Origin of the sequence: Nevskia sp., from assembly GCF_051860985.1 — a bacterium.
Lineage (GTDB): Bacteria > Pseudomonadota > Gammaproteobacteria > Nevskiales > Nevskiaceae > Nevskia.
Genome location: NZ_JBIMKV010000014.1, coordinates 26,029 through 41,476, shown reverse-complemented (window position 1 = coordinate 41,476; position 15,448 = coordinate 26,029). Strand labels below are relative to the sequence as shown.

Here is a 15,448-nt window from a genome sequence, read left to right as displayed (position 1 = left end):
CCCGGCGTTCGTGTCGACGAACGCCGGGGCATCGGGTCTGGCAGGCGGGGCTTACTTGCTGCCCGACCCGTCCGAGGCGAACGACTCGCGCTTGAACGAATCCGGAATCGGGTGCTTGAAGCTGTTCGCGTAGCGTTCGTAGGCATTGCTGGCGGCATCGCCCGGCAGCGGCCGCGGCGTCACCGACGCGGCGCTGCCGCCGGTCTGCAGATCAACCCAGCTGCGGGCGCTGGCGCCGAAGCCGGTCGCCGTAGCGGTCGCGGCCGGCGCGGCGCCCGGTGCGATGGTCACCGCCGATTCCGGTTCCGGGGCGGTACCGAGATCGATCGTCGCGGTTTCGGCGCAGGGACAGGCCGAGGCGGCAGCAGGGGCATTTGCGGCCGAGCTCTGGGCATGGCTGGCACCGGCCGCCAGCAGGGCCGTCAGCAGTATCGTTGCGCGCATCTTCGTTCTCCTGTGTCGCGGCTGGCGTGCGGCCAGCCGTCGGTACGTCGTGTTGGGGGGCGGTTCAGCCGGGTGTGCGTCCGCTGCGGGCGAGTTGCTGGTTGCGGATCACCTGTGCCTGGCTGCGCAACTGTTTCACGGTTTCCGGCGAGGTTCCCGATTGTTTCGCCATCTGGTCGGCTCCGGCCTGATTACCGGTCAGCAGCATCAGGACGATCAGGTTGTTGCGGCTCTTCAGCTGCCCCGGCGCCAGCTCGGCGGCCGTCGACAGTTCAGGCAGCGCTTCGCCGTAGCGGCCGGCTTCCATCAGCGCATAGCCGAGATCGTTGCGGATCTCGACGTCGGTCGGCAGCCGGTTCGCGGCATTGCGCAGCGCCCGGATCGCTGCGCTGAGATCTTTCGGCGCGGTCAGCAGACCGATGCCATGCCAGGCCTTGCCTTCCAGCGGACCGCCCATCAGACGCCGGTACAGCGCCTCCGCCTGGTCGCGCTGCTTCAGATGACGGCGTGTCTCGGCTTCCAGGTACAGCACTTCGGGGTCGTCGCGCGTCTGCTGCTTCTGCGCCTCGATATGGGCAAGCGCGGCGTAGTACTGCCCCTGCTCCAGCAGCGCCTCGATCGCCTCGGTCTTGATCTGCTGCATCTTGACCGGGTCGGCGGCGGCCACTTCGTAGTTTTCGGCCGGCAGCGGCCGCGTCGGCTGGCTCTTGCAGGCGGTCAGGCCCAACACGCTGCACACCAACAGCAGGGCCGATGCGCGTCTCACTGCGAGCCGCCACCGGACACCGAACCGAGCGTGCTCATGATCGACAGCGCAGCCGGGCCAGCGACGAAGATCAGCAGCGCCGGGAAGAAGAACAGCACCATCACCACGGTCATTCGGCCGGAAATGACGTTGACCTTCTCGCGCAGGTCCATGCCGCGCCGTTCCTCGATCAGCTTCATCATGTCGAGCAGCGGCTCGCGCACTTCACCGCCATAGCGGTCGACCTGGCGCAGCACGCCGAGCACGCTGCTGAGATCGTCGACTTCCATCACGTCGCCCAGCTGCCGCAGCACGGTGCTGGTGTCGGCGCCGGCATCGAACTGGCGCACGCAGGAATCGAATTCGCGGCCCAGCTCGGGCAGCACACCGCGCCCTTCGCGGACGATCGAACCGAGCGCCTGCCGCGTCGACAGGCCGGCTTCGAACAGCAGCACCAGCAGGTGCACGAACAGCGGCACTTCGCTGCGCATCCGGGCGCGGCGGCGGGAGGCGGCGCCGCGCAGCACCCAGCGCGGCAACAATATCGACAGGATCAGCGCCGCAACAATCGTCAACACCAGCGGCAGGCCCTGGAACAGCTTGCCGCCCAGCGTGATTCCGGCCAGCACGCCCAGGCCGAGCAGGATCGGCACCAGGCCCTGCAGCGCGTAGAACAGCAGCCGCGCCTCCGGCCCGCGCCAGCCTGCCTGGGCCAGCAGGCGCGGCGTCTCGCCTTCCTTGTCGACCAGCTTTTCCAGCGACTGGCCCTGGCGCGCGAAGCCTTCCAGCAGTTGCTTGTGATCGGCGCCTTCGAAGTCCTCGGCACCTTCGCCGATCAGCCCGAGACGACGGCGCAGGCGCCGCGCGGCGCGTGCTTCCAGCGCCATGTAGATCAGCACGCCGAGGGTGGCGACGCCGAACAGGATCGCGAACGCCACCACGAACTGGAAGATGGTCGGACTCATGAATCACTCTCGTCGATGCCCTTGAGCATCCACCACAACGCGATGAAGCCCAGGAACAGCATCGAACCCGACCCGATCAGCAGCATGCCGCCCTTCGGATCGGCCAGCATCTTGTCGTAGTACTTCGGGTTGCTGAGGTACATGTAGACGAACAGGATGACGTTGATCACCGCAAGCATCTTCGCGGAGAACCGCGTTTCCGCTGTCAGCGCCCGCAGTTCCTGCGCTGCGCCGGCGCGCTGGCGGATCAGCACGATCAGGCTCTTGAGCACGCCCCGCATGCTGCCGCCGTACTTGCGGTTGATGCTGGCCGCCATCGCCATGACTTTCAGGTCGCGCAGCCGGTGGATGTCGCCGGCTTCCGACAGCACCTGTTCCAGCAGGGCACCAAGGCGCACCTGGCGGCTGATCGAGATGAACAGCGGCTGGATCGGATTCGGCGCCTCGCGCGCCGCCTGGTTCAACGCCTCGTCCAGCGTGTTGCCGGCGGCCAGGACGCGGATCACGTTCTCCAGATAGGCCGGCAGCTGCTCGACGATCTTGCGCCGCCGCCATACCGCCTGCTGCACCAGCACGATGTAGAACAGCAGCAGGAACACGCCGAGCAGCGGCAGCGTGTACAGCGGCCCGATCGTGATCAGCAGGAACACGGCAACCGCGCCGACGATCAGCAGCAGCCGCACCACGGCAGCCGGGCGGATGTCCGAACCGGTACGCCAGAACAGGTGGCAGATCGCCCGCAGGAAGCGGTTGTTGATCACCGTGCTGCCCTGCCCGATCGCCGTCTCGTCGCTGCCGGACACCCGCAGGCGCAGTTTCAGGTCGGCATCGGTCTCCCGTTCGCGGGCCTGCAGGAACAGCCACACGGAGCCGCCGAGCAGCAGCACCGCAGCCAGCACGAACAGCACCACGACGACGTTCATGCAGCCTCCCGCGGCACCAGCGTGCCGGTGTCCGGTTCGTAGCGGAAGACGTCATGCATCGACAGCTCGCGCCCGTGCATGCCGCGCAGTTCGGTGATCGACATCACGCGCCGCTGGCCGCTCGGCAGCCGCGCCACCTGCACCAGCAACTGGATCGCGGCGGCGATCTGGCCGCGCAAGGTCAGCTCGCCGCCGGTATAGCCGGCAAAGCCGGCCAGCAGCTCGATGCGGTGCATCGCATCGCGGACATTGTTGGCGTGCAGCGTGGTCATCGAGCCATCGTGGCCGGTATTCATCGCCTGCAGCATGTCGAGCACTTCATCGCCGCGTACCTCGCCAACGATGATGCGGTCCGGGCGCATGCGCAGCGCGTTGCGCACCAGGTCGCGGGCAGTGATCGCCCGCTGCCCTTCCAGGTTCGGCGGCCGGGTTTCCAGCCGCACGACATGGCTGTGGCGCAGGCGCAGCTCGGCGGCATCCTCGACGGTGACGATGCGCTCGCCCGGCGGGATCCAGCTGCTCAGCATGTTGAGGAAGGTGGTCTTGCCCGAGCCGGTGCCGCCCACCACGATCAGGTTCGCGCGGTTCTCGACGCGATGCTTGAGGTAGGCGATTTCCTGCTCGGTGATGCTGCCGCTGCGCACCAGATCTTCGGCGGTCAGCGGAATCTTGCGGAACTTGCGGATCGACAGGCAGGGCCCATCGAGCGCGATCGGCGGGATGATCGCGTTGATGCGCGAGCCATCCGGCAGGCGGGCGTCGACCATCGGCGTCGATTCGTCGACGCGCCGTCCCAGCGGCGCGAGGATGCGCTGGATCACGCGGATGACGTGGTTGTCGTCGTTGAAGCGCACCGGTGCCGAATACAGCCGGCCGGCGCGCTCGATGAAGACGTTGTTCGGGCCATTGACGACGATGTCGTTGACGGTGTCGTCGTCGACCAGGCTCTGGATCGGCCCGAAGCCCAGCAGTTCGTTGCGGGCGTCCTCGATCAGCGCTTCCGATTCGCGCTGGTTGACCGGCAGGCGCTGTTCCAGCACGTAGCGGCGCACCTGCTCGGCGACGAAGCGTTCGACCTTCTCCGCCGACCAGGTGTAGATGTCGAGCTTGCGGTCCTCGATCTGCGCGATCAGGTGCCGGTGGACGCTGCTCTTCAGCGTCTGGTACTGGTCCGACAGGCGAAACCGTTCGACCGGGTCAGCGGCGGCCATCGTCGGTTACCGGAGCAGGCGGTCGAGGAAGCCCTGCTGCTGGGCCACCGGCTTCATGTCGCCCGACAGCAGCGTGGTCGCGAGATCGCGCACGTCACCGCAGTACGGGTCCTTCTTGACCAGCGTGAACAGCGGCTCGCCGGAGTTCATCGACAGCAGCCGGTTGAAGCTTTCGGTATGCAGCGCCGTCAGCAGCGGCAGCTCGAACAGCTCGGCGAGGTTGCGCGGCTCCAGGCCCAGCCGGCGGCGGTAGTTGTCAACCACCAGCGAGGCCCGCTCCAGCGAGCAGTCCTGGGCCCGCAGCGCGCGCAGCAGATACTTGTTGTGTCGCGATTTCAGGATCGACTGGTCGGACAGCAGCAGCGTGCGGTCCGCCATGTCGACCAGGCCGGCCACCGCCGCGATCGGCGCGTGACCATCGATGGCGACCACCGTGTACGCGAACAGGCCGCGTAACACCTGCATCAGCTTCAGCAACTGCTCGGGTTCGAAGCTGCCGCGACCGAGCAGGTCTTCCGGCAGGCTCAGCACGTAAAGGCCGCTGCCGTACTTCGGGAACGCGGTGTCGATCAGCGTCTGGTCGCAGCGATGCGCGTCGTTGACGGCATCGAGCACGTTGTAGGTCGGGTTCAGGTTCAGGAAGATCGCCGCCGCGCCGGACGGCGTCGCGAGATCGACCAGCAGCACCTTGTCCGCCGGCCCCTGCTTCTCGGCGATCGCCAGCGCCAGATGCTCGGCGAAGAAGGCGATCGACTCGTGCGGATGGCCGGACACGGTCAGGAAGATCTGGCCGCTGCGCGCCGGCGCCACGGCGGCGGTCGACGCGGCGCTGCGCTTCAGCAGGCGGTTGATCTGGCTGCCCAGCGTCGCGTCATCGCGACCGCGGACCAGGAAATCGCGCGCGCCGGCGCGCATCGCCGCCAGCAGGCATTCCGCGTTCTCGCCGTTGCCGAGCCCGACCACCGGAATCTGCCAGTGCCGCTCGTGGAACTGCTCGACGAACGAGGCCCGCAGCATCGCGTTGGCCGAGGTGAACTCGCAGAACACCATGTCGTAGCGGGACTGCGCCGCAACGGCCTGCAGCAGCTGCGAGGGTTCGGTGCCGCGAATCAGGACGGCGTCCAGATTCGCGTCATCGGCGGATTCCAACCAGTGCTCGAAGCCAGGATCATCGGCAACGACCAGCACTTTCGTTTTCATGAAGACACCATCGGCGTGCGGGGCTCGTCGGATGTCCGGGCTTACTTGCTGTAACCGGTGGCCGCGTCCTGACCGAAATCACCGGTCTCCAGGAACATCGTCTCGGCAAAGTTCGGACGGTAGTTGTCGAGGCTGGCGCCCGGCAGCGCCGGCGTCTGCGTGCCCCGGGCCATCGGGCGCACCAGATGCGGCGTGATGATCATGATCAGTTCCTTCTCGGTCCGGTTGATGCTCGTGGTCCGGAAGAACGCGCCCAGCACCGGGATGTCACCCAGCCACGGCACCTTGTCGACGTTGTTGGTCAGGTTGCTGCTGACCAGCCCCGACAGCACGAAGGTTTCGCCATCGCCCAGTTCGACCGTGGTGTCGGTGCGCCGGATGATGATGCCCGGCACCGTGGTGCCCTGGATGGTCACCGCGTTGGTGAAGTCGAGATCGCTGACTTCCGGCGCCACCTTCACCGCGATGCGGCTGTTGGAAAGCACGGTCGGCGTCAGGTTCAGGCGCACACCGAACTCGCGGAACTGCACGGTGATCGCGCCGCCACCGGTCGCGCTGCCCTGCGGCACCGGATACGGGAATTCGCCGCCGGCGAGGAAGCTGGCGGTCTGGCCGCTGAGCGCGGTCAGGCTCGGTTCGGCCAAGGTCCGCGCCAGGCCCTTGCGCTCCAGCACGCTGAGGATGCCGGTGTAGCCGTTGTTGCCGAACACGATGTTGAAGGCGTCGCCGATCGGCAGGAAGCCGGTCGCGCTCAGGAAGCCGTCGCCGATGGCGTTGCCCAGCGACGTCGCCGACCGCGAGATGGTGCCCGGGTTGCCGATGCCGCCGACCGTGTTGTTGCCGAGCTTGAACAGGTTGATGCCGTACTGCTGAAGGGTCGTGCGGTTGACCTCGACGATCTTGACCTGGCTCATCACCTGCGTTTCGCCACCGGCGAAGCTGCGATCGGCTGGCGCCGGCGCGTCCTTGTCGCGCGGGCTGGTCGACAGTGTGGCCTTGCGGTGCGCCAGCAGGCTCGGCGTGGTGCCGTCGAGCGCACCGCTCGGCTGGATGTTCATCCCGGACAGTTCAGGGTCCGGCGCCACTGCCGTGGCCACCGCGATCCGGTATTCGGTTGCGCCGCCGCCCCGGGTCCAGACCAGCAGGCTGGTGACGCCGCCGGACTTGCCGTTGATCAGCACCTCGCGGCCGTTGACGACGTTGACGTCGGCGATCTTCGGCTGGCCGACCGCCACCCGCGAGACCGGCCCCTTGGCGCGGATCAGCTTGTGGGTGCCGGGTTCGACGGTGATCGTCTCCACCGCCCCGTCGGCGCTCGCCTGCGGCGCATGGCCGAGGACCGAGGTGGCGATCAGCGCGATGCCGAGTACGCGGGAAAGCTGTCGACCGATCGAGAAGCGCATGCCGGATTCCTTGCTGCCTGAAGGCGACGACCGGGCAATGTCCCGACCGCGATGAAAGAGGGAATGAATGAGGATTCGCCGGCCGTTCATGGCGACACCGACTTGAGGTCAGAACCGCGGATGATCTCGATGGTCGGCGGGCTTGCCGGCGCCAGACGCACCGGCGGCTTCTTCTTTTCCTTGGCCACCATCTTGGTCAGCTCGGTGGCGGTGATGATCTGCTCGGCTGCCAGCGCGGCCGCAGCGGCTTCGGCTTCAGCCTTGGCCTTGTCGGCCGCCGTCAGCGGCTTGGCCGGCGCCGCCGGTTCGGCCGACACCGCCGCGATCGCCGGTGCATCGCCAGCCGGGGTGGCCGCAGCCGGATCGGTGGCGGCGACCTCGGCCGGCGCACCATGCAGCGCCAGACGCAGTTCGCCGTAGGAGGCGCCGAGCAGCACGCGGGTGACCTGCAGTTCCGGAATCGCCAGCACCGCCGTGCGCTCGCGGCGCTGCTGCTGAGGATTCTTGTTGCGGTCCTTGGAATCCTCGAGGCCCTTCGGCGGGTCGACCAGATGATCCTCGTACGCCAGTACCTTGATGTCGCGGATCAGCACGCGGGCCTGGGTGGGAATGTCCTTCTTCTCTTCTTCCTTCGCCGATTCCTCGCCGGTCGGCGTATCGGTGACAGACCTGATGTAGACCAGCACGTCGACGGTGTCGCCTGGGCGAACGAAGCCGCCGACGCCGACCACGTCGTCCACCTTCAGCGACAGCGCCCGGTGGCCTTCCGGCACGCCGCGCGCGATCAGGTTGGTGTCCTTGAAGAAGCGCGGCACCACGGGCGCACCGGCATCGATGTCGATCATCGGCGTGCGGCCGATGGCGTCGTTGACGTTGGCGAAGTATTCGGTCGGCGCGATGGTCATCGGCGCGACGACGACATCGCTGTCCTTGATCGGCACGTTGGCCGCCAGCGGACGCGTGGCCACCACCACCATGATCTGCGGCGCAGCCGGCGCGGCGGCTTCGGTCTGGGCCTGCTGCTGGGCGCGCGCTGCACTTTCGGCGAACCCGCGACTCATTCGCCAGCCGACGATCACGAGCACGATCGCGATCACACGAATCGCGTTGCTGTTGTTCATGCTGCGCAGCTCCCTTCTTGGTGTATGCCGCTGTTTTCGCGGCAGCTTAAACGATCTATGTCCGCTGTTTCAGTTTGATGCCGACGGCTTCCCGAGCCCTACGAAAGCCGCCCAGCGGCAGTGGCTGTGAGGACCGGCGGCAACGGCGGAACGGCACCTACCAGCGGGATCGGGATGGTCGGGAACAGGGTCGGCGTGGTCAGGCTGTAAGTGATCACGGCCACCAGCGTGTCGCCGGCCGAACCGTCCTCCTGCAGCGTGTAGGACACCGTCAGCGCAGGCGGCACCGTGGCCCCTGCCGCCGTGAAATTCCGGGCGATCGCGAGATTGCCCTGCGCCTGCGCGGCAGCCAGGTAAGCACCGGAATTGTTGCCAGGCGCTACCGCGATCGCGGCGCGTACCGCTTCCTGCGCCAGGAAGTTGATGCGCTGCTGCAGGAAGTAGATGTAGCCGTAGCAGATGCCGCCGTAGACGATGGCGAACACGATCGGGAAGATCAGGGCGAACTCGATGGCCGAGGCACCGGCAAGCCGGCGCGGCAGTCGACGGACAAGGCGATCAGAAGCCATGGGCGAAATTTCCGGACAGGATCAGAAGCAGCAGGAAACCAGATGACAGCGCGATCGCCGCCGGCATGCGGCCCGGCCGGCGCCGCTGCAGGCGGGCGACGACAGCCAGTGAAACGGCCATCAGACCAAGCAAAAGCGCGGCCACCAGCGTGATCGCAAGAATACCCCGGGGGCCGCAGAGCAGGCCGAGCACTGCCATGTACTTGACGTCCCCGGCGCCGAACTGGCGCAGCGCGTAACCCGGCAGGCCGAGCAGCAGCCCGATACCGAAGCCGATCCATGCATCGGCGTTGCCGACGCCCAGCAGGCCGGCGCCCTGGATCAGCTGCATCAGCGCTGCGGGCACCAGCACCAGCAGCAGCAACGAATTGGGCACCCGCAACTGCCGGAAATCGGTTCCGGCAATCACGAGTGCCCAGAGGGACAGCAGTCCGGAGGTCAGTGCGATCGGCACCTGCCGGACAGATCCGTCGGCTTAGCCGCCCGCCGCGCTCGACAGGGCGCCGGAGATGTTGGTAAACAGCGACAGCAGGCTCTGGCCCGAAATGATCAGCACACCGACGATGACGACGGCGATCAGGCCGACAATCAGGCCGTATTCAACGGCGCTCGCGCCTTCTTCACGAGTCAGGAAATTCTGGATTTTCTTCAGCATGGGAGCACTCCGGTTGACGCGTTTGTGGGGGCGGTACGGGCGGGTACTGCCCGTGACGAAACCTTATGACAGGGGTTAAGGGCCGTCAAAGCAGCTGATTCCGGCAACTTCTACCGCTCATCGGTTATGGTGCCGGCCGGTTCCGTGCACCTTCCCTTTCCCGTGGCGATCTACGCAATCGGCGATGTCCAGGGCTGTTGCGACGCCCTCCAGCGGCTGCTCGACCATCTGCGCTTCGACCCGGCTTCCGACCAGCTCTGGCTGGCGGGCGACCTGGTCAATCGCGGCCCGCAGTCGGCGGCCACGCTGCGGCTGGTCCGGGCGCTCGGCGATCGTGCCGTCACCGTCCTCGGCAACCACGACCTGCACCTGCTGGCGGTGGCAGCCGGCGGCAAGCGCGGCCGGCGCGACACGCTTGAGGACGTGCTCGATGCACCCGACCGCGACGAGCTGCTGCACTGGCTGCGCCAGCAGCCGCTGATGCACGCAAGCCGCGACGGCCGCTGGCAGATGCTGCACGCCGGGCTGCCGCCGCAATGGACGATTGCCGAAGCCGCCGCCCATGCACGGGAAGTCGAGGCGCTGCTGCGCGGCCCGGATGCAAGCCCGCTGCTGCGCCACATGTACGGCGATCAGCCGGACTGCTGGGACCCGGAACTGACTGGCTGGCCAAGGCTGCGTTTCATCGTCAACGCCTTCACGCGGCTGCGTTATTGCACGCCGGACGGCCGCTTCGCCGCCGAGCCGAAGGGCGCGCCGGGCAGCCAGCCGGACGGTCTGCTGCCGTGGTTTGCGGTGCCCGGGCGGCGCAGCGCCGGCAGCCGCATCGTGTTCGGCCACTGGTCGACGCTGGGCCAGGTGCACTGGCCGGACGCCCAGGTCTGGGGGCTCGACACCGGCTGCGTCTGGGGCGGACGGCTGAGCGCGCTGCGGCTCGACGACGAGAAGCTGTCCGGCATCGACTGCGCGCAGTACCGCCGGCCGGGGCACGAGGGCGACTGAACGCGCGCCCCGCGTTGCGCTTCAGTCGCGTCCGGCCCGGGCCGGCGCACCGGCCAGCAGCAGGCTGGCGAATGCCGGCAGCACCAGCAGGCCGGACACCGCGATCACCGACCAGCCGATCGCCAGCAGCTTGCCGGCGCCACGCTGCGCCGGGTAATCGGCCAGGATCCACAGCGCGAAGCCGGCCGCCATCGCCAGCGCCACCAGCAGGATGCGGCCGTGCGCAACCATCGCCGCACGCAGCGCCGCCATCAGCGGATGGCCGGCCTTCAGCCGATCGTGCAGATGGCGGACGATCAGCAGATGGCCGACCAGCCCGGCCGCCAGGCACATCAGCCACAGCGTCAGCGTCAGCTGGGTCAGCGCCAGCCCGCTGATGGCCATCAGGCCCAGGCCGATCCAGCCGGCCAAGGCGAGCGGCAGCAGCACGGCCACGGTCGCCAGCGCATCGCCGAGCAGCAGCCAGCAACCGGCGGCCAGCGCCGCCGCCAGCACCAGCGCCGCCGGTCCCCGGAACGCCAGCAGCGCCTGCTGCCGCGCAAGGCTGGCACCAAGCGGCCCGGCCGCCAGCTGACCTTCGACCGGACAGCTGCGGCGCATCGGCTCCGGCAGCGGACCCAGCGGCCGCAGACGGCGCTGTTCGGCGCAGTAGGCGGCATCGACATCGCGATGGCTGTCGAAGAATTCCGCTGCATTGGCGGTGTTGAAACGCTCGACTTCGTTGGCGACCGCCAGCAGCGATTCGGCGTCGCGCCGCGACAAGTACAGGGAAATCGGCAGGGTCGCGCAGCCATCGGCATGCAGACCGGTATCGGCGCTGATCGGCGCCATCGCCTGGCGCAGGGTTTCGCGATTGCGCGGCAGCACGCGGAACTTCGGGGAGCCGTCGGCGAAGGCCGTCAGCACCCGCCGCTGCGCCTGCGGCAGCGCAGTGCTGCCGGTGACCATCGGCAGGTTCTCCAGCTGCCAGACCAGCCGATCGACCTGTTCCATCACGTCCGGATCGGTGCAGGCATCCGGATCGGCTTCGACGATCACCCGGAACTCGCGCACGTTGCGCGGGAACGCGGCCGCCAGCTTGGCGCCATCGGCCTTGGCCGGATTGGCTGGCGACAGGCGAGCCAGATCGGTGGCCGCCGGCTCCACCGGCTGATCGCGCTGCAGCCAGCCGCTGACGCCAGCCAGCGCGCCGACGGCGACCATCACGAACAGGCCCAGCCACGGCCGCGCCAGATGGCCGAGGCTGGCCAGCCGGGCGTCGAACCAGTCCGCCAGCCGCCAGCCGATGCGCGCCGTGCCGGTCCAGCTCAGCAGGATCGGCAGCGCCAGCAGCGTGATCGGCAAGGCCGCCAGCAGACCCAGCGCAGTCACCACGGCGATCTGCCGGATCAGCGGCACATCGCTGATCAGCGCCAGCGCAGCAGCAGCGGCGGTTGCGGTCAGCAGCACCACGGCCAGCGGCCAGGCCAGCTGATGCCAGCTGCGCAGGCTGGCGCTGAAACCGGCGTGGCCGCCGTCGGCGGAGTTGTCGAGCCAGCGCAGACCGAACTGCGCCATCGACAGCAGACCGGCCGTCGCCGTCACTGCCAGCGCCCAGGCGGCATCCGGATCGAGCCGCAGACTGGTCAGCTGGATCAGGCCGAGCTGCCAGATCATCTGGATCACCAGGCAGCAGAGGCTGATGGTCGCCACCCGCGCCGCGCCGATCATGAACACCAGCAGCGCCGCGCTGAGCAGCAGCCCGCATGCCGCGACCAACCAGGCTTGCGGCACTTCCTCGGCCAGCGCACGGGCCAGCGCCGGCGCCCCGCTGACGTGGACGCTGAAGTCGCCGCCGCTGGTGGCCCGCGCGGCCCGCAGCACATCGCCGATGCCCTGCATGATCTGGTGCTGGTCGAACGGCTGCCCGGTCTCGGGATCGCGTGCCAGCCAGGCCGCTTCGATCAGCACGCCGCGCCGATCGGCGCTGACGTAGCGGCCGGTGATGCCGGCCTTGGCAACGTTGCGGCGCAGCCGCGCCAGCTCGGCCGGCGTGGCGTGCTCAGGATCGAACTCCGCCGGCACCACGCTGCCGCCGAAATAGCGCCCTTCAACCACCTCGACGTAGCGGACTTCCGGCGTGAACAGCGAGCGCAGATGGCGGCGATCAATGCCGGGCAGTGCGGCCAGGCCATCGGTCAGCGCCTTGACGCGCATCAGGAACACCGGGTCGTAGAGATCGCCCTCGCTGCGCAGCACGGCGATGCGGACCGGATTGGCGCCATCGAAGACATCGCGATGGCGAAGGTCGACCTGGCTGTAGGGATGGCGCACCGGCTGGGCGCGGTCGAAACCTGCTTCGAGCGTCAGTCGTGACGCCTGCTCGGCAAGCAGCAGGGTGATCGCGAGCAGCACCGCCAGCAGCAGCCGGCGGTGGGCGAAGATCATCGATTCCAGCGCCGACTTCAGCCGGGCGCCAGCGCGTCTGCGCGGTCGGGTACTCATGAGCCGGACGGCCGCTTGAGCAGATGCAGGCCGCGCTCGCCGGCCAGCACGGCGGCGTCGCTGCCGTCGCCGACCGCGATCGCCGACCAGGTGCCCGCCGCCGGGCTTTTCAGCCGCTGCGCCTGGCGCCTGGCGAGATCGGCCAGCAGCACCGTACCTTCGGCCCCGGCCAGCAACGCCTGACTGCGACCGAACACCGCGCAGGCGTGCAGCGCCTGGCCGGACCCGGTGGCGATCGCCTGCCAGCCGCCGTCACGCACCGCCTTGCTGAGCCAGGCCTGACCACGCAGCCCGCAGATCAGCGCACCGCTGCTGCCGTAGGCGGCGGCAGCGAACACCGTGGCTTCCATCGGCGAGACCTGCTTCGACCAGCTGCGGCCGGCATCGGTCGACAGCAGCAGCCGGCCCTGCTCGCCGACGATCAGCAGGTCGTCGTTGCCGAGCCTGACGATCGCATGCAGGTTCAGCTCGTCCTCGTCGACCACCGGGGCATTGACCGGCGACCAGCTGGCACCGCCATCGACCGTACGCAGAAACAGGCCGAAAGCGCCGACCGCGAAGCCGCGCCGACCATCGATGAACAGCACGTCGAGCAGCGGCTTCTCGATCTCCGGTTCGAACTGCTGCAGCGCCCAGCTGGCTCCGCCGTTGCGGGTCGACAGGATCACCGCGTCATGGCCGACCGCCCAGCCGTTGCGGGCATCGACGAAGCTGATGGCGGTCAACGCGGCACGGACCGGCACCGGAACCTGCTGCCATTTCTTGCCATCGGCCGAACGCAGGATCTGGCCACGTTCGCCGACCGCGACATAGCCGGACCCGACCTGCGCCACATCCAGCATCAGGCTGCTGGCCGCCCGCGGCGCCATCAGCGCCGGACGTGGCGCGATGGCGGCCGGCGCCGCCCGCAGCGACGGCAGCATGAACAGCGCGCCGACCAGCAGCGCGCACGACAGTCGAGCCAGATTCGGCATCGGCATCAGTGGGGATCGATCCAGATCAGGGCCGCCATCCGGCCACAGATGCCGTCGCGGCGAAACGAGTAGAAACGTGCCGGATCGGCGTGAGTGCTGATGCCACCACCGTAGACACGGCACAAGCCTGCTGCCGCCAGCCGTTGCCGGGCCAGCGCGAACAGGTCGCCGTAATGCTTGCGCGGCGCATTGCCCGGCCGGAAGCAGGCAGCGGCGGCGGGATCGGCTGCGACGAAGGCGGCCCGCACTTCGTCGCCGACCTCGAAGGCCTCCGGGCCGATCGCCGGCCCGAGCCAGGCCAGCAGCCGCGCCGGATCGCAGTCAAGCGCGGCGACCGTGCGCTCCAGCACGCCGCTGCACAGGCCGCGCCAGCCCGCATGGGCGGCGGCCACCCGCGAGCCGTCATCGGCGCACAACAGCACCGGCAGGCAGTCGGCAGCCTGTACGGCGCAGACCACGCCGGGCTGCCGGGTGAATGCCGCATCGGCCTCCGGCTCGACCCGCGCCTGCGGCCATTCGATCACCTGCGTGCCGTGCACCTGGCGCAGCCAGCCCGGGGTCTGCGGCAGCCGCAGCGCCGAAGCCAGCAGCCGGTGGTTCTCGGCCACCGCCTCGACATCGTCGCCGCAGTGGCGACCGAGGTTCAGGCCGGCGTGGGCGGCCGTGCTGACGCCGCCCGCGCGCGTAGTGAAGGCGGCGCGGACGGCCGGTGGAGCCGGCCAGTCCGGAATGATCGGCTGCAGGTTCATCGCGCCGCGGCCGCGCGCAGCTGGACATCGGCGCGCAGCCGGTCCAGCAGTCGCAGCATGTCGGCCGGCGGCTCGGCACTGAATTCCAGTTCCTCGCCGGTCACCGGATGTTCCAGCCGCAGCTCGCGGGCGTGCAGCGCCTGCCGGGGAAAGCCGTTCAGCGCGGCGCGCAGGGTGTCGTCGATGTTGCGGCCGCGCGTCACCTTGCCGCCGTAAACCGCGTCGCCGACGATCGGGTGAAGGATCTGCGCCATGTGCACGCGGATCTGGTGGGTACGGCCGGTTTCCAGCCGCACACGCAGCAAGGTGTGGTTCGGGAAGCGTTCCTGCACGCGGTAATGGGTGACGGCCGGGCGGCCATCGCTGACCACGGCCATCTTCAGCCGGTTGCGCGGATCGCGGCCGATCGGCGCATCGACGGTACCGCCGGCGGTCATCGCGCCGTTGACCAGCGCGTCGTATTCGCGGTTGATCTCGCGCGCCGCCATGTCGCTGACCAGCCGCGTGTAGGCGGTCAGCGTCAGGCCGACGATCAGCAGCCCGCTGGTGTCCTTGTCGAGCCGGTGGACCAGCCCGGCGCGCGGCAGCAGCTCGGTTTTCGGGAAGCGGTGCAGCAGCGCGTTCTGCATCGTCGAATCGCTCTGCCCGGCACCGGGGTGCACAGTCAGGCCCGGCGGCTTGTTGATCACCGCGATGTCGTCGTCCTCGAACACCACGTCCAGCGGGATCGCCTGCGGACGATCATTGCCCGCCAGCGGAGACTCCTCGGCGGTCAGGCTCAGGCAGTCACCGGTGGCCACCGGCTGCCGGGATTTCTCGGCGGCGACACCGTTGACGGTCAGCGCGCCATCGTCGATCCACGACTTCAGCCGCGACCGCGACCACGCCGGGAACAACTGGGCGGCCACTGCGTCCAAGCGCTGGCCATCGAGGTGTTCGGGGACTTCCGCCTGCTCGATCCGGCTCATCGGTACCCGTATCCCGGCCGTTGCGCGGGCGCTGC

The 15,448-nt window shown here is 68.7% G+C and carries 16 protein-coding genes; 1 reads left to right on the top strand and 15 read right to left on the bottom strand.

The window, feature by feature from the left end:
- Nucleotides 1–51: 51 nt before the first annotated feature.
- The 11 genes from ACTIGJ_RS14255 to ACTIGJ_RS14205 form a co-directional block, all read right to left on the bottom strand.
- Entirely contained in the window at nucleotides 52–444 is a 393-nt protein-coding gene (locus ACTIGJ_RS14255) for a DUF3613 domain-containing protein (protein WP_439640992.1), read from the bottom strand.
- Between the two features lie 64 nt (nucleotides 445–508).
- Nucleotides 509–1,174 carry a tetratricopeptide repeat protein gene (locus tag ACTIGJ_RS14250; protein ID WP_439640991.1) on the bottom strand — a complete coding sequence of 222 codons (666 nt, stop codon included), beginning with the start codon at nucleotides 1,172–1,174 and terminating at the stop codon, nucleotides 509–511.
- 32 nt (nucleotides 1,175–1,206) lie between these two features.
- Nucleotides 1,207–2,154 carry a type II secretion system F family protein gene (locus ACTIGJ_RS14245; RefSeq protein ID WP_439640990.1) on the bottom strand — a complete coding sequence of 316 codons (948 nt, stop codon included), beginning with the start codon at nucleotides 2,152–2,154 and terminating at the stop codon, nucleotides 1,207–1,209.
- On the bottom strand, nucleotides 2,151–3,077 hold the full coding sequence (locus ACTIGJ_RS14240; RefSeq protein WP_439640989.1) for a type II secretion system F family protein: 927 nt from the start codon (nucleotides 3,075–3,077) through the stop codon (nucleotides 2,151–2,153). Before ACTIGJ_RS14240 ends, ACTIGJ_RS14245 begins: the two co-directional genes overlap by 4 nt.
- Complete coding sequence (locus tag ACTIGJ_RS14235) at nucleotides 3,074–4,288, bottom strand: CpaF family protein (RefSeq protein ID WP_439640988.1); 1,215 nt, start codon at nucleotides 4,286–4,288, stop codon at nucleotides 3,074–3,076. Before ACTIGJ_RS14235 ends, ACTIGJ_RS14240 begins: the two co-directional genes overlap by 4 nt.
- Nucleotides 4,289–4,294: 6 nt before the next feature.
- The gene (locus ACTIGJ_RS14230) at nucleotides 4,295–5,488 is read right to left on the bottom strand and encodes an AAA family ATPase (protein WP_439640987.1); all 1,194 of its coding nucleotides are present in this window, start codon (nucleotides 5,486–5,488) and stop codon (nucleotides 4,295–4,297) included.
- A gap of 41 nt (nucleotides 5,489–5,529) precedes the next feature.
- A complete protein-coding gene (locus ACTIGJ_RS14225) occupies nucleotides 5,530–6,891 on the bottom strand; it encodes a type II and III secretion system protein family protein (protein ID WP_439640986.1) in 1,362 nt (453 codons plus the stop codon).
- Between the two features lie 86 nt (nucleotides 6,892–6,977).
- Complete coding sequence (gene cpaB, locus ACTIGJ_RS14220; RefSeq protein WP_439640985.1) at nucleotides 6,978–8,012, bottom strand: Flp pilus assembly protein CpaB; 1,035 nt, start codon at nucleotides 8,010–8,012, stop codon at nucleotides 6,978–6,980.
- A 98-nt stretch (nucleotides 8,013–8,110) separates the two neighbouring features.
- Nucleotides 8,111–8,581: a TadE/TadG family type IV pilus assembly protein gene (locus ACTIGJ_RS14215; protein WP_439640984.1), complete on the bottom strand. Its 471-nt coding sequence runs from the start codon at nucleotides 8,579–8,581 to the stop codon at nucleotides 8,111–8,113.
- Complete coding sequence (locus ACTIGJ_RS14210) at nucleotides 8,571–9,035, bottom strand: prepilin peptidase (RefSeq protein ID WP_439640983.1); 465 nt, start codon at nucleotides 9,033–9,035, stop codon at nucleotides 8,571–8,573. Before ACTIGJ_RS14210 ends, ACTIGJ_RS14215 begins: the two co-directional genes overlap by 11 nt.
- Nucleotides 9,036–9,056: 21 nt before the next feature.
- Nucleotides 9,057–9,236 (bottom strand): Flp family type IVb pilin, encoded by a 180-nt coding sequence (locus ACTIGJ_RS14205; RefSeq protein WP_439640982.1) that lies wholly within the window; start codon nucleotides 9,234–9,236, stop codon nucleotides 9,057–9,059.
- A gap of 162 nt (nucleotides 9,237–9,398) precedes the next feature.
- Here ACTIGJ_RS14205 and ACTIGJ_RS14200 point away from each other — a divergent pair, with 162 nt between their 5' ends.
- Nucleotides 9,399–10,238 (top strand): symmetrical bis(5'-nucleosyl)-tetraphosphatase, encoded by an 840-nt coding sequence (locus tag ACTIGJ_RS14200; protein ID WP_439640981.1) that lies wholly within the window; start codon nucleotides 9,399–9,401, stop codon nucleotides 10,236–10,238.
- 21 nt (nucleotides 10,239–10,259) lie between these two features.
- Here ACTIGJ_RS14200 and ACTIGJ_RS14195 read toward each other — a convergent pair whose 3' ends face one another.
- The 4 genes from ACTIGJ_RS14195 to rluD are packed head-to-tail and all read right to left on the bottom strand — an operon-like array spanning nucleotide 10,260 to nucleotide 15,413.
- Nucleotides 10,260–12,722, bottom strand: a complete 2,463-nt coding sequence (locus tag ACTIGJ_RS14195; RefSeq protein ID WP_439640980.1) for a hypothetical protein — start codon at nucleotides 12,720–12,722, stop codon at nucleotides 10,260–10,262.
- The gene (locus tag ACTIGJ_RS14190) at nucleotides 12,719–13,696 is read right to left on the bottom strand and encodes a WD40/YVTN/BNR-like repeat-containing protein (RefSeq protein ID WP_439640979.1); all 978 of its coding nucleotides are present in this window, start codon (nucleotides 13,694–13,696) and stop codon (nucleotides 12,719–12,721) included. The genes ACTIGJ_RS14195 and ACTIGJ_RS14190 overlap by 4 nt, the downstream gene beginning before the upstream one ends.
- A gap of 5 nt (nucleotides 13,697–13,701) precedes the next feature.
- Nucleotides 13,702–14,445: a peptidoglycan editing factor PgeF gene (gene pgeF / locus ACTIGJ_RS14185; protein ID WP_439640978.1), complete on the bottom strand. Its 744-nt coding sequence runs from the start codon at nucleotides 14,443–14,445 to the stop codon at nucleotides 13,702–13,704.
- The gene (gene rluD / locus ACTIGJ_RS14180) at nucleotides 14,442–15,413 is read right to left on the bottom strand and encodes a 23S rRNA pseudouridine(1911/1915/1917) synthase RluD (RefSeq protein ID WP_439640977.1); all 972 of its coding nucleotides are present in this window, start codon (nucleotides 15,411–15,413) and stop codon (nucleotides 14,442–14,444) included. The genes pgeF and rluD overlap by 4 nt, the downstream gene beginning before the upstream one ends.
- Nucleotides 15,414–15,448 lie beyond the last annotated feature (35 nt).

Bases quoted from the DNA above. Each gene is read 5' to 3' on its own strand.
- ACTIGJ_RS14255 (WP_439640992.1), bottom strand. From the start codon at position 444: ATGCGCGCAACGATACTGCTGACGGCCCTGCTGGCGGCCGGTGCCAGC.
- ACTIGJ_RS14245 (WP_439640990.1), bottom strand. From the start codon at position 2,154: ATGAGTCCGACCATCTTCCAGTTCGTGGTGGCGTTCGCGATCCTGTTC.
- ACTIGJ_RS14240 (WP_439640989.1), bottom strand. From the start codon at position 3,077: ATGAACGTCGTCGTGGTGCTGTTCGTGCTGGCTGCGGTGCTGCTGCTC.
- ACTIGJ_RS14235 (WP_439640988.1), bottom strand. From the start codon at position 4,288: ATGGCCGCCGCTGACCCGGTCGAACGGTTTCGCCTGTCGGACCAGTAC.
- ACTIGJ_RS14230 (WP_439640987.1), bottom strand. From the start codon at position 5,488: ATGAAAACGAAAGTGCTGGTCGTTGCCGATGATCCTGGCTTCGAGCAC.
- ACTIGJ_RS14225 (WP_439640986.1), bottom strand. From the start codon at position 6,891: ATGCGCTTCTCGATCGGTCGACAGCTTTCCCGCGTACTCGGCATCGCG.
- cpaB (WP_439640985.1), bottom strand. From the start codon at position 8,012: ATGAACAACAGCAACGCGATTCGTGTGATCGCGATCGTGCTCGTGATC.
- ACTIGJ_RS14215 (WP_439640984.1), bottom strand. From the start codon at position 8,581: ATGGCTTCTGATCGCCTTGTCCGTCGACTGCCGCGCCGGCTTGCCGGT.
- ACTIGJ_RS14205 (WP_439640982.1), bottom strand. From the start codon at position 9,236: ATGCTGAAGAAAATCCAGAATTTCCTGACTCGTGAAGAAGGCGCGAGC.
- ACTIGJ_RS14195 (WP_439640980.1), bottom strand. From the start codon at position 12,722: ATGAGTACCCGACCGCGCAGACGCGCTGGCGCCCGGCTGAAGTCGGCG.
- ACTIGJ_RS14190 (WP_439640979.1), bottom strand. From the start codon at position 13,696: ATGCCGAATCTGGCTCGACTGTCGTGCGCGCTGCTGGTCGGCGCGCTG.
- pgeF (WP_439640978.1), bottom strand. From the start codon at position 14,445: ATGAACCTGCAGCCGATCATTCCGGACTGGCCGGCTCCACCGGCCGTC.
- rluD (WP_439640977.1), bottom strand. From the start codon at position 15,413: ATGAGCCGGATCGAGCAGGCGGAAGTCCCCGAACACCTCGATGGCCAG.